Annotated in this window: 11 protein-coding genes; 6 read left to right on the forward strand and 5 right to left on the reverse strand. The window is 37.8% G+C overall.

What is annotated here, in order from left to right; translation table 11 throughout:
* Positions 1-27: 27 nt before the first annotated feature.
* Both ANME2D_RS18960 and ANME2D_RS03170 read left to right on the forward strand, forming a co-directional pair.
* Positions 28-210 carry a hypothetical protein gene (locus tag ANME2D_RS18960; RefSeq protein ID WP_394295689.1) on the forward strand — a complete coding sequence of 61 codons (183 nt, stop codon included), beginning with the start codon at positions 28-30 and terminating at the stop codon, positions 208-210.
* 444 nt (positions 211-654) lie between these two features.
* The gene (locus tag ANME2D_RS03170; protein ID WP_048089077.1) at positions 655-1,851 is read left to right on the forward strand and encodes a transposase; all 1,197 of its coding nucleotides are present in this window, start codon (positions 655-657) and stop codon (positions 1,849-1,851) included.
* A gap of 426 nt (positions 1,852-2,277) precedes the next feature.
* On the opposite strand, the gene ANME2D_RS17810 is transcribed toward ANME2D_RS03170, so the two are convergent.
* From ANME2D_RS17810 to ANME2D_RS03185, 3 genes are all read right to left on the reverse strand, one after another.
* Positions 2,278-2,418: a hypothetical protein gene (locus ANME2D_RS17810; RefSeq protein WP_157833928.1), complete on the reverse strand. Its 141-nt coding sequence runs from the start codon at positions 2,416-2,418 to the stop codon at positions 2,278-2,280.
* 85 nt (positions 2,419-2,503) lie between these two features.
* On the reverse strand, positions 2,504-3,910 hold the full coding sequence (locus ANME2D_RS18370; RefSeq protein WP_198527337.1) for a restriction endonuclease subunit S domain-containing protein: 1,407 nt from the start codon (positions 3,908-3,910) through the stop codon (positions 2,504-2,506).
* Positions 3,911-3,913: 3 nt separating this feature from the next.
* Positions 3,914-6,298 (reverse strand): restriction endonuclease subunit M, encoded by a 2,385-nt coding sequence (locus ANME2D_RS03185; RefSeq protein WP_048089079.1) that lies wholly within the window; start codon positions 6,296-6,298, stop codon positions 3,914-3,916.
* A gap of 397 nt (positions 6,299-6,695) precedes the next feature.
* Between ANME2D_RS03185 and ANME2D_RS03190 the strand changes: the two genes are divergently transcribed.
* The 3 genes from ANME2D_RS03190 (at position 6,696) to ANME2D_RS03200 (ending at position 9,831) form a co-directional block, all read left to right on the forward strand.
* On the forward strand, positions 6,696-8,003 hold the full coding sequence (locus ANME2D_RS03190) for an IS4 family transposase (protein WP_102044954.1): 1,308 nt from the start codon (positions 6,696-6,698) through the stop codon (positions 8,001-8,003).
* Positions 8,004-8,180: 177 nt separating this feature from the next.
* Positions 8,181-8,660, forward strand: a complete 480-nt coding sequence (locus tag ANME2D_RS03195) for an Lrp/AsnC family transcriptional regulator (protein ID WP_048089081.1) — start codon at positions 8,181-8,183, stop codon at positions 8,658-8,660.
* 10 nt (positions 8,661-8,670) lie between these two features.
* The gene (locus tag ANME2D_RS03200; protein ID WP_048089082.1) at positions 8,671-9,831 is read left to right on the forward strand and encodes an aminotransferase class I/II-fold pyridoxal phosphate-dependent enzyme; all 1,161 of its coding nucleotides are present in this window, start codon (positions 8,671-8,673) and stop codon (positions 9,829-9,831) included.
* A 10-nt stretch (positions 9,832-9,841) separates the two neighbouring features.
* On the opposite strand, the gene ANME2D_RS03205 is transcribed toward ANME2D_RS03200, so the two are convergent.
* Both ANME2D_RS03205 and ANME2D_RS03210 read right to left on the reverse strand, forming a co-directional pair.
* The gene (locus ANME2D_RS03205; protein WP_048089083.1) at positions 9,842-10,744 is read right to left on the reverse strand and encodes a DUF7847 domain-containing protein; all 903 of its coding nucleotides are present in this window, start codon (positions 10,742-10,744) and stop codon (positions 9,842-9,844) included.
* A gap of 17 nt (positions 10,745-10,761) precedes the next feature.
* Positions 10,762-11,571 (reverse strand): sugar phosphate isomerase/epimerase family protein, encoded by an 810-nt coding sequence (locus tag ANME2D_RS03210; RefSeq protein ID WP_048089084.1) that lies wholly within the window; start codon positions 11,569-11,571, stop codon positions 10,762-10,764.
* A 236-nt stretch (positions 11,572-11,807) separates the two neighbouring features.
* Here ANME2D_RS03210 and ANME2D_RS03215 point away from each other — a divergent pair, with 236 nt between their 5' ends.
* Complete coding sequence (locus ANME2D_RS03215; RefSeq protein WP_048089085.1) at positions 11,808-12,155, forward strand: hypothetical protein; 348 nt, start codon at positions 11,808-11,810, stop codon at positions 12,153-12,155.
* Positions 12,156-12,233: the final 78 nt, after the last annotated feature.

The raw sequence follows: 12,233 nt of genomic DNA on the forward strand, positions 1-12,233 counted from the left end.
GACGCTTGTCCTTGCTGTGATGGAGAAATAAGTGAGCTTGAGCAAACACGGGAGAGATATACTGAAGATATAGTCCCTCTCACTCTTTATATTACAAAATATATCATCAAACAGAGCTACTGCAAAAAATGCGGCAAGATCGTTTATCCAGAAGTCCCAGAAGTGATCGATAACTGCCACTTTGGTTTGAGGATTGGGAATGAAGTCTAACTCAAGCTATTTTTAAGTTATAAGGTTTTATTAGTTGTTTTTTACCTTAAAAATTTGTACTATAGTTTAAAATCTCATTTAAAGTTATATAAATACTTTTCTATTTCGAGAAAATAATAAAGCTTATTTTGGATTAAATACCTCTGATATCAACCAAAATCTAAATCCAAACTATATCAGAGGTATTTAATTTGATTCAAGTCTTTACAAAGGACGGATTTTATATCCAATATCAATTACCCGATTTCATCGGGCAAGTATCCTTTGCGAGCAAAAATTGGCGGCCATACCATATATGCTTTGCTAAAAATAAGAAAAAGCACTTCAAACAAGTAACTGCACGATTCAATAAAATTTTAAATGACATCAAGAAAGCCCCTGCGGGGGCAAAATTATTAACAACGAACTTATACTAACTCAAAACGANGACTATCAGATTTCAAGATGAGGAGGAAGAAATGCGTTTATACTTTCCTATACGTTAAAAAAGGGGTTCAAAAGCAGATAACCGATTTCCTGAGATTACTGGATAAAATAAAGGACAGAGTAAGTAAATATGTACCCAGACTAAAAACAGTCTTTTGTAAGAGATATGAAGGAGATAACCTCACAAGAACCGAAAAAATAGCGTATGAATTTTATCCTGGCTACAAAGGCGATATCCGCCATTTATTTCTATTTTACGACTGGAGCAAGGTAGATGAAATCGAAAAAAAATATGCAGACAAGATAGGAGATTATCAACTCAGATCAATCTTGAAAACACAAATATTCATGTGCAAGAGACGTATCAGAACATACTCTGATCTAATTGAAGAATTGAGAGAAAACCCAAACCTGGCAAAGGTTTGTGAGTTAAATCCTGAATGCATTCCAGATAGAAAAATATTCAGCAGAGCTGCTGATAGAACAGGTATCGAGGTTTTTAGACAGATCGCTATCGATATGACAAAAGAGTGTCTATCTCTTGGTTTAATGAAGGGTAGAATGATCGGAGTCGATGGAAGCCTGATAAAATCAAATACCAGTGCCCATAAAAATAAAGAGATGGAAGAATACACGGATAAATATGCTGGATTGTATGTGAGAGGTAATTATCTCAAAGGTGTGGGTCATCTCGCATATAAGCTTGTAGATATAGAGTATGGGCTACCCATGCTGGTTCAACGATACAAGGGCAGTGCAAATGAAAATCCTTTACTGATCGAGATTATTGAAGATTTTCATAAAGGGTATGGATTTTATCCTGAGTTATTGTCTATCGATAAGGGAATGGATAGCGAAAAGAATAACAAATTTTGCAAAGAAAAAGGGATAGGAGCATATATTCAGGCAAGAGATTTTGGAAATAAGGAGCTTATTAAAACTGAAAAAGGTAAGACGTTTCATCCTGAATATGTAGAAGTAACTGATCCACGAGTATTGGAACGAATCGCTAACAGGAGAAGTGAATGTGAAAGAGAGTTCAGCCGGGATAAATGGGGTTATAGGCGGGATAGGATGTCAAACAGGGGAGAGGACGAGGCTGAGTTATTCATGTTGATCACATTGATTACGACCTTATTGACTGCAATTACAGCTTTTTGGGTGGGAAGAGCTGATCTGATCAGAAGCACGAGTGCTTTCAAGAGGCTGCACTGAGAAGAGCTATTAAAAATTTATAGGCTAAATCAAGGTAATATAGGTCATGAATTTGAAAATAAAGGATTAGTTGGGTTCACGCCCAATCCTCAAACCAATTTGAGAAATCCGCGCTTTGAACGTATAAGTTGAACTTCTTTACGCGCTGCATACAATCTAATATATTTTTTCCGCTTATTTTAGACCAGAATGCGCCTCAAAGACTTTCAATTTCGAGTGACGGGGTGCGAATAAAAAGCACTGAAAATATACAACACCCTCTGGGTTGGTTGTTCCTCATAGTGATTTTAAGTTTTTTCTCTTGGATTTTGCCGAAATCCTTGTTTTTGAAGAAGGCAATATTGAAGAATAACAAACATCTAGATTTGCTGACGTTTTCTATAGCTGCTGTGATGACAGCGATTATTTTTGTGGCTTTTTGAAGCTTTATGCGAATTTATTTTCATTCAGCGTTCTTTTACGCTGTTCGATATACTCCTCCATGTACTTCTTATCCCGTGAACTGATATTCCTTGCACCACAGAATCCGCATATATAGCTATGTTCTGTACCATCTATGAGAGTCATTTTTTCGCCGCAATTAGGACATTTTGGCTGGTCTTTTTGGCATATTTAACGATTCTCCAGCAATATAGATTATGGCGCAATGGTTTTATGCAATAGCCATTTCAATAATTTCGTCTATTTTATTTCTTTCAGTTTCAATCTTCTGCTTTACTTCATCCTGTTTATCTAATTCAGCTTTGATTTCATCAACGATTTTTTGTTGTTCATTCGGTGTTATGTCAATAAGCGGAAACTCTTGGATTTGGCTAGGAAAAATATTTGTGTTATTTCCAAGTCCTTTTTTATTTATTTCAACTAAATATTGAAGGTAATCAGTTCTAAAATAGTAGTACGCAAAAAGAGGATTATAGTTTTTTAACCTGATTCGCATTGTAAAATCAGCAAAAATACCTTTAAGTTCTTCATCTTCAATTAAAGCGACTTTTCCAATTGTTCCCTCTCCAGAACGAGCTAAAATAATATCATTTTTTGTAACTGTTTTATTTTTATTATTGTCAGAGTATTCTTTTGAGACTGCTTTAGAGTCTTCGCTTTCAAATTTCCAGTTTTTAATATTTGCCATAGATATATAATTAAAATCTCCGTTATCATCGTAGTCAGAAGGAGAAATACCGGAACCAAGAACTATTGGATCGGAAATAAAATGTTTGATTTTTTTATCCGTTATTTTCTTTAGCTCTTTAATCACAAAAAGACCAGACTCTCTATGAAATTTTACACTTTGCCTTACATCTTTATTGTTTGCAAAATTTGATAAATATAGGTTATAATTTTTAATCTTTCTCAATTCATTAAACGTATCTAAATCAAAATGAAACTCTCTAGCAAAAACATTGTTTATAATTTCATGATTTTCTTTAATTTGTTTATTGAGATCTTTTATTTTTTGCTCAATCGGTTCTATTTCGGCAATGATTTTGTCTCTGTTCGGTTTAGAGATTAAAGGAATTTTAATTTTAAGAAATTCGTAGGGATTAACTCTTTTATGTGATGGTGTTTTCCCTGATTCTAATGCAGAATATGCAAGCAGCATTTTGCGATTTAGTAGAATATATTTTAAATATTTGAGGTAACTAAGGTCTTTTACCTTGTATGGAATAAATTCTGACGAACCTAAAATATTCTTCCCCTTGAAAGTATTTATAAACACGTACCCCTTAGGCATGCCAAGTTTTGAAATAAATATATCTGCCTCTCCCAAAAATGTCTTATCTGAACCAATCTCATTTGTTTTTTCTATATTTTCTAGTTTCCCACTTATTTGTTGTTGGTCAGATATATTTACTAAGAATGCATCATCTTCTAATTCGCCCTTTGGGATTTTTACGATAGGTAATTCTATAAGAAAGTCAGATATCTTTACTTGTTTAAGTTTAGTTTCAAAAACTTCCCAGTTTTGAATTTGAGTGAAACAGGTGTATTTTTGGTCTAAACGACAATGTTTCCCTGAAGAAATTACTTCAGAATTAATGGTAAATTGCTTTAGTGTCACAATTTATTCCCATTCTATCTTCCGGAGATAATCAAGAGTCGCTTCTTCCTTTCCATCATCAACTAAAACATCACCTTTTTCATTTACTCTGAAAAGTTCATTTGGCATAGGCTTTTCTCCTCTTTTGGTTCTTTTGTAGCCGATATTTTCCACTTCCGCCATAAAAATTTTATAATTTAATTCCTTGGCAACCTCGCCAAAAACCCACCAAGTATTTACAAAACCAAAAGTGTCCTTTGTATCCTTATCATATCTACAAAGGTCTTCGAGCTCATCTTTGTATTTTTCAATAATGTCTTTTGAAGAAAGCTTTTTGTCATCTTCTTCCATAGAATCTTTTAGCAGTCTCACCAAAATATCCGTTTCTTGTTTCTCAGTTAAATCTTTAATTGATGGAAGTTTCTTTCTATCTTTTCCATCAAGATAAACCATTATCAAATTTTCACATCTTGTTTTAAATTGATTCCATTCATTTGAATATTTATTCCAGAGTTTATTCCATTCTTCAATTTCTTTCTTTGTCTTCTTTTGAGCAAAAAGCAAACTAACCTTTGTAGAAGTAAACGGCTCAAAAGTAAGCTGTGGAAGAGAAACAACAGCTTTTACTTTAAAATATTTGTAGATAAAAAGCCGGATATATTTGTTTTCAGTTGTGTCATACACACTTTCAGGCAAAACTACGCCACAACGTCCGTTCGGCTTTAGAAGCTGATACCATCTTTCAACAAAAAGATTCTCGGAGTTCTTTTTGTCCCCAAAAATAAATTCTTGTTTGACATTCTTTTTTGTCTCGTTATCCAAATCAACACTAAAAGGCGGATTAGAAATAACTACGTCAAATTGCTGATTGACCTCTTTGTTGAAATAAAGTTTGTCTTCTTCATATTGTTTTAAGAAATTTGGTGCAGTTTCTTTGTGATAGTACCTGAACGGCAAAAGACCATCTTTGACGAACACATTTGCAGATCCATCCCCATGCAAAATCATATTTACTTTGGTTGCAGTCCCAAGGTTAAAATTTATATCTGCACCATAAATAAAGTGTTGTGCCCATTTATGTTCCCTAGGATCTGGCATGAACCACTGGTTGAATTTATCTTCTACATCTCTTGTTTCGTCAAGTTTATCCTTGAACCTATACTTTAAGTTTTGAGTAATAAATTTCATATACTCTATTAGAAAAGTTCCGCTTCCGGCACTAGGATCAATAATATATGGAATTTCTAAATCCTCGTTTACTCTTTTAATAGCAAGTTTATCAAGCTGTAATCCCCATAGCAAGAATTTAACTATGTTAATATGAGTGAAAAATTGACCCTTTGTTTGTTTGAATCCTTCCCTGATAATACCCTCGAAGAAATCTCCTAGAATATCTTTGCCATCAAAACTATTTTTCCCATCAACAAAAGAAAACCGCTCAAGCTCAGAAACAGTATATTTCAGCTTATTTAAAGAGAACTTATTTTCGTCAATAACAAAAGATTTTTTTAATTTCGATTCTTCTAATATATTTAGCCTCTGCTTTAATGCTCTTCTGTAAAGTTCGTTAATCCTATCAAAAAGTTCCTCGTTTGATTCGAAGCTTTCTCCATCTTTATAAGAAAATATCTGAAAATCATATTTCTCGCCTTTCTTTTTCTCACTTTCATCTTGAATCTTTGCTAAAATCAAGTTTACAAGCGATGAAAAAACATCATTATCATCCGTTCCGCCACCTCCCCAAAGCACATTATGAAGATTTTTCCTTAAACTATCCAGTTGTTCATGTGTGAACGTGGTATCCAAATCTTTTTTACCGTTTTTAACATACGGCTCTTTTTGTGCCTTGCCGTACCTTACAGGAATCGCATCTGCAAAATCTCTTTTTTCTTTCCAAGAATCGAAGGAAGTAAATTTTTCATAATCAATGAGGATGCACTTATCTTTGATGCTATCCTTAACTATTTCAAAAGTGTACAGAACGAGATATTTTACTTCTTTCCCTTGTCCCCTTTCTTGGCTGGCAAGATTGAAAAGCTGCTTTTCAATTATTCCGTCCTTTTCTTTTTCATACTCTTCTGGGCTTTTTAACTCGATATAAAGAAATGCGTTTCCGTCTTCATCTCGAACAATGACATCTATCCTCGGCTTATTTGTTTTAGGTCTTCCGATATCGTATTCTTTTTCTATTTCAATATTTTCAGGTTTATATCCTAATTCGTTTACGAGTCTAGAAAGAATAAATGCCCGAACTACTTCTTCGTCTCCCCTGAACTTATCGATTTTCCAGCCTTTTATTTTCTCCGAGTATTTTACTTTTTTAACCTCAAAATCATAGGTCTCTACAACTTTATTTTTCTGCTTATCAAGATACTTTTTTATGACTAAAAAATCTAGGCTTGAATTCATTTTATTGCACTTTATTATATCTGTTGAATATATAGTTTGTTATCTTCTGGCTTTGTTGGATATGTCTAGTGGAATCTGCAAAAAGCCGACTTTAAGTGCAGAAGTGGATCAAGATAAAATTAACTTCTTCAACTCCTTAGCTTGCTTTTCCTCATCATCTTTTGTGCTATCAATCCATTGGTCATCGGTTAAGGATTTCTCATTGAGATATTTTAAAAAAGATTGTATAATTACTTATTTTTAGTCAGATCTCTTTGTTTCCAGTTGAAATAATCGTGCGATAGCGAAGCATTTATTCTCTAAGAACGTATGTATTACTTAAAAATTTTAATTTTACTGTATTAAAATTAGAAAGAGGATTAGGAGCATGAAGAAGACAAAAGAACCCAACACAGAAATCCCACCTTATGAACCAGACATTATCGAAAAAGATCTCTGCACCCTCTTCTCACCAGAATGGTTAAACCAAGCTGCAAGAGAAACTGGACTAATAAAAAGAGAGAGAAAAGTAACTGCCGTAGAAATGTTTTGGGTTCTTGTCAATAGTTACGGTGTCCATCTTGCCCGAAATCTTGCGAACATCAAACGGAATTATGAAAAATCGTCAAATAAAAAACTCAGCGATAGCAGCTGGTATGAGAGATTTACACCCGAACTTGTTGCATTCCTGAAACTATGTGTCACTCATGCCATTGAACAGCTTGCTCTGGAGCAAACCAAAGTTCTTAACCAAAAGCTCTCCAAATTTCAGGATGTATTGATACAGGATAGTACAATAATCAGGTTGCATAAGTCTCTTGCCAAGAAATGGCCAGCAGCACGATCAAGAACAGTAGCAGCAGGCGTTAAAGTAAGTATATTAGTAAGTGCCGTGGCAAATAGTCCAAAAAGTATCAGTATTCATGCTGAAAGTACAAATGAATTGAAAACTCTGAGAATAGGTCCCTGGATAAAAGATAGAATTCTTCTTATCGATCTTGGTTTTTATAAACACCAGATTTTTGCAAGGATCGAACAGAATGGCGGTTACTTTGTATCCAGGTTGAAGGGAAATGCTGATCCTCTCATTGTAGATTTGCATAATACATGTCGGGGCAACAGTATTGATGTGAAGGGAAAACGCATCAGTGAAATTCTGCCAAAATTAAAGAGAAGGATACTTGATGTTGATGTTGAGATCTCTTTCAGAAGACAGAATTTTAATGGCAAAAGTAAGACCAGACTGGATACTGAAATATTTCGATTGGTAGCTGTTTTTAACGAAGATGAGACTAAGTACCATGTTTATCTCACCAATATTTCGAAAGATGTTTTAAGTCCGGAAAATGTTGCGAAACTCTATGGTGCAAGATGGGATATTGAACTGATTTTTAAAGAACTAAAAAGCAGATACGCTCTTGATGTTGTAAATACTAAGAATACGCAGATCGTTGAAGCTTATATCTGGATAGCGGTTCTTACTCTTTTTATAAGCAGAAGAATATATTCACTGATTCGAAAGTATAATCCAAAAGAAATGGTGGCTCGCTATACCCAATTGAGGTGGAGTACGATTTTCACTGAAAATGCTGATAGACAACTTACTCTAATACTTCGATATTGTGGGATTGAAAGAACTCTTGAGACTGTCATGAATGTCTATTCTAGCCAAGCACTTGATCCTCATGTCAATAGATATCGATTTAGGGATGACTGGTGGTCTTAACCGATGACACATGAACCACTCTACTATCCGCCCATCTCTCTCCAAATCTTTTGTATCCATAGCTTTATTTGCTCCCAAATCTTTATATATAACAAAGAAAGTATAAAAAAACCCTTAATTTTTTCTTTCGCAAAGCCTATTAACCCTTGTAACATAGACAGGGGGCGAGGCACGACAATGAAAGAAATACTCGAGATAATTGAGAACAATCCCAGAATTGAACCTGAGAAGATCGCAACCATGACGGGTATCACTGAAGCAGAAGTCGCCTCAAGGATAAAAGACATGGAGGAGAAGGGGATAATACGGAGATATAAGACCGTAATCGACTGGGATAGGGCAGGGGAGGAATATGTGTATGCGATCATCGAAATAAAGGTCACCCTGAACGCAAGAACAGGCTATGATTCTATTGCTGAGAGATTAGCAAAGTTCCCCGAGGTCAGGTCTGTACGCCTTATCTCAGGTGATCATGACCTCTCACTCACCGTTCGCGGTAAGTCGATGAGGGATGTGGCTTTTTTTGTGGCTGAAAAAATAGCCACCCTTGAGCAGGTTCAGGGGACTGTGACGCATTTTGTGCTGCGCACATACAAAGAAGACGGTGAGATCATGTTCGAGAAAGAACACCCGGAACGCCTTGCTGTTTCTCCTTGATAGTGGTAGTATGTCAGAGAGATACATTTCAGAGCATATAAAAGGCGTCCCTCCTTCTGGTATAAGAAAATTCTTTGATCTTGTGCTCGAAATGGATGATGTTATATCGCTTGGTGTCGGAGAACCTGATTTTGTCACTCCGTGGCATATCAGGGAAGCATGTATATACTCACTTGAAAAAGGGTTTACCTCATATACCTCAAACCACGGTATTCTTGAATTGAGGGAGTTGATCTCCAGATGCTACAGAAAAGACCATGATATCGATTACAATCCGGAACATGAGGTTCTCATCACCACAGGCGTGAGCGAGGCTGCAGATCTTGCGCTCAGGGCGATAATAAACCCTGGGGAAGAGGTAATAATTCCGGAGCCATGCTATGTTTCATATAAGCCCAGCGTTGTTTTTGCAGGCGGAAGACCCATCCCTGTGCCAACGTACCAGGAGGATGAGTTCAGGGTTACTGCTGAGCAGATAAAGAGGAGCATCACGGATAGAACAAAAGCGCTGATATTGAGCTATCCCAATAACCCCACAGGCGCTGTCATGAGAAGAAGTGACCTTGAGGAGATCGCCGATGTGGCCAGTGAGAATGATCTTGTGGTAGTATCGGATGAGGTTTACTGCAAACTAACTTATAACGGCGTTCATACCTGTTTCTCATCCATCCCGGGAATGAGGGACAGGACTATAATATTAAACGGGCTTTCCAAATCACATGCCATGACGGGACTGCGCATAGGCTTTGCTGTTGGAAGTGAGGAGATAATCAGCGCCATGACCAAGATCCATCAATATACCATGCTGTGTGCCCCAATTACAGCCCAGATGGGGGCAATAGAGGCCCTGCGGAACGGCGATGAAGAGATGAAAAAGATGGTGGGTGAGTATAACCGGAGAAGACGTCTTATCGTAAACGGCCTGAATAAGATGGGTCTTGAGTGCTTTGAGCCAGAAGGCGCGTTCTATGCATTTCCCAGCATAAAGAGCACGGGTCTTACCTCTGATGAGTTTGCAGGAGGGCTCTTAAAAGAACAGAAGGTAGCTGTTGTGCCTGGCGATGTGTTCGGTGAATGCGGTGCAGGGTATCTGCGGTGCTCATACGCAACATCGTATGAGGAGCTGACCGAGGCCCTCTCACGAATCCAGGCTTTTATTGAGGGTCTTTAGGCTTTTACTTTCAGGCTTTAAGCTCATTCGGGTGAGCCAGAAGCTCATTAAAATAGATCTTTTTGTCGGTTCGTGTCATGTATAGACGTGTCCACCAGACCGCAGTGAGGGGCTGGATGACCAGAACACTGATAAATACACCGATAAACGGCCAGATTATGTTCATAATCGGAATGAGTCCCATGATCTGCCCTATAACTGTAAAGATAATTGCAATTGCTCCTGTAATCAGCCACAGCAGGAATACATCGAATTTATGCCTGTTAAAAAACCCGATACCTGTGATTATTGCATCAACAGGCCCGAGATTATCTACTACCAGGGAGTACCTGTAGATTGCAAGAACAAGACTTAAAACAAGTATATATACTATCCATAACAGAAACCCGCCTGCAAGCAGTAAGAGCGCGCCTGTATCTGCAGAAGACAGCATCTGATCTAAATTAGCGCTGAGGGCTCCAGGCACAAGAAATACAATACCTGCAAGGTAGAGCAACCCTGCTAAGATCTGGGCAAGATAAAGGTTTACAACATTCTTTTTACCGGCATCCATCATGGTAGAGAGATCTGTTCTCCCTGCCTCGGTAGCCTGTCTTGCCATTCCTATAGCTCCTGCCGTGAAGAAAGACTGAAAGAACAGGGAAACAAGAAGATATACTATTACCAGAACCGCGATCCCAAAAAGATTTCGGGTTATAATGGGAAGGATAATTAAGATCACCTGCTCAGGGGTTGTGGCATTCTCAAGAGAGGATAAAGATGCGCCAAAGATATACGCAATTCCAAAAGAGAGCATGATGACGAAGAATAAACCTGTTAAAACCAGATTAATGATAAAAGGAATACCCAGGTTCAGGTTATTTGTGTATGTATCAAGACCGCGACCTATAATTTTTCCGATATCTTCCATCATATTACGGTCATAATAACTTAATAATTTATATATAGTTTCTCAAGCATCCTCTTACCTTTGCGCACATCCTCTATCGAGAATACCTCAAGGTTATATACGCCATCAAAGTGCAGCTCTTTTAGCACTGAGAAATCGATGTTGCCCTCTCCAGGTGCTCTGTGCATGTCCCCGAGGTATTTTCCTCCCGGTCTGCCGATGTTATCGTGCACATGCACATGCGCAACACTGCCCCTCAGCTCTCTTGCGAAGTCTCGCAATTTCTCCATATCCCCGCTGTATGTGAGGTTAGCATGCCCTATATCAAAGGTGGCCTTTAAATTTGGTGAGTTCACCTCTTTTATAGCACGCAGATGCTCCTCTACCGTACAGCACAGATTGTTCGGATCTGTTCCCTCCTTGTTCTCAAGTCCAAGGATAACCCCGCAGTTCTCAGCTTCGCTTGAGAGATGCTTCAGGTTATCCACCATCTGCACGAAGGATTCCTCCCTGTCTCCTATTGCGTTCCCGGGGTGAACCACGATCACACCTGAGCCAAGTTCGCAGGCCAGGAAGATGTTCTCCTCCATGAGCCTGAACTGTGCTTTGCCCATATGCGCGGTATCCACTATGAGTTCGGCAGGATAGGTCGGTGCCTCCCCATAATAGGGAGCATGGATCGAGGTGAGTACACTATCAGTTGAGAGGCTGTCGCGCAGCTTATATACATTCTCCTTTATCAATTCGCTCCCCCTGTACAGCCCAAGCCTGGGGATGTAGAGCTCTATACTCTTTACCTCCATGCGCAGCTCGGGCAGGGATGCAGCAAATGAAGAAGCGCCTATGATCATTACTACCTTATATGTATGCTATTGCGTGCATTTAAAGGATGCTCTTTAAAAAATGGTAGTGCGTTACGATCAGCACATCGGATCTCAAAGCGTGATTTTTTATACTCTCAAGATGCTCATCCATTCTCCTGTGTTCAATCGGATATAATTTGCATAGTATCATATACTAAAGGCAAAGTATAAAATAGGCTCTAAGAGAAGAAGAGAGTAGATGTGATTAATATGGATAGATTAATATGGATAGGCAAAAAATAATCTTCATGGGGTTACTGGGCGCTGTATTTTTCCTTTCAGGGCTGTACTATAGAATCTTTGATCCGGCCAGGAGTGATATCTCTTATGAATATCTTGGCATCGGGACATGGTCGGCAGGCATCATATTCTATATACTTTATCCAAAGTATAAGGAATTCTCGTCATTCATCCTGGGCCTCCTGGTACTGCATGCAGGTGTATTACTTCTTCTAAAAGAAAAACTCTCAAACCCCAAGCTTCTGGGTGCTTTAGTATTCACTGCCGGAGTAATTGTTGTGCTGAGCTCCGGCTTTTCGGATTATATGAAAAAGAGAAAGGCTAAAAAGTAGGGATAAGAAAGCAAATCGCTTGAAATCCTGGGAAGGATATAAGTTCACAGGATACTAAAATAAAATTATAGATTTTGG

It is taken from the genome of Candidatus Methanoperedens nitratireducens (genome assembly GCF_000685155.1).
GTDB classification, from domain to species: Archaea; Halobacteriota; Methanosarcinia; order Methanosarcinales; family Methanoperedenaceae; genus Methanoperedens; species Methanoperedens nitratireducens.

Coding starts and splice junctions, on each gene's coding strand:
- ANME2D_RS03170 (WP_048089077.1), top strand. CDS start 655: ATGAGGAGGAAGAAATGCGTTTATACTTTCCTATACGTTAAAAAAGGG.
- ANME2D_RS17810 (WP_157833928.1), bottom strand. CDS start 2,418: ATGACTCTCATAGATGGTACAGAACATAGCTATATATGCGGATTCTGT.
- ANME2D_RS03185 (WP_048089079.1), bottom strand. CDS start 6,298: ATGAATTCAAGCCTAGATTTTTTAGTCATAAAAAAGTATCTTGATAAG.
- ANME2D_RS03195 (WP_048089081.1), top strand. CDS start 8,181: ATGAAAGAAATACTCGAGATAATTGAGAACAATCCCAGAATTGAACCT.
- ANME2D_RS03200 (WP_048089082.1), top strand. CDS start 8,671: ATGTCAGAGAGATACATTTCAGAGCATATAAAAGGCGTCCCTCCTTCT.
- ANME2D_RS03205 (WP_048089083.1), bottom strand. CDS start 10,744: ATGATGGAAGATATCGGAAAAATTATAGGTCGCGGTCTTGATACATAC.
- ANME2D_RS03210 (WP_048089084.1), bottom strand. CDS start 11,571: ATGATCATAGGCGCTTCTTCATTTGCTGCATCCCTGCCCGAGCTGCGC.
- ANME2D_RS03215 (WP_048089085.1), top strand. CDS start 11,808: ATGGATAGGCAAAAAATAATCTTCATGGGGTTACTGGGCGCTGTATTT.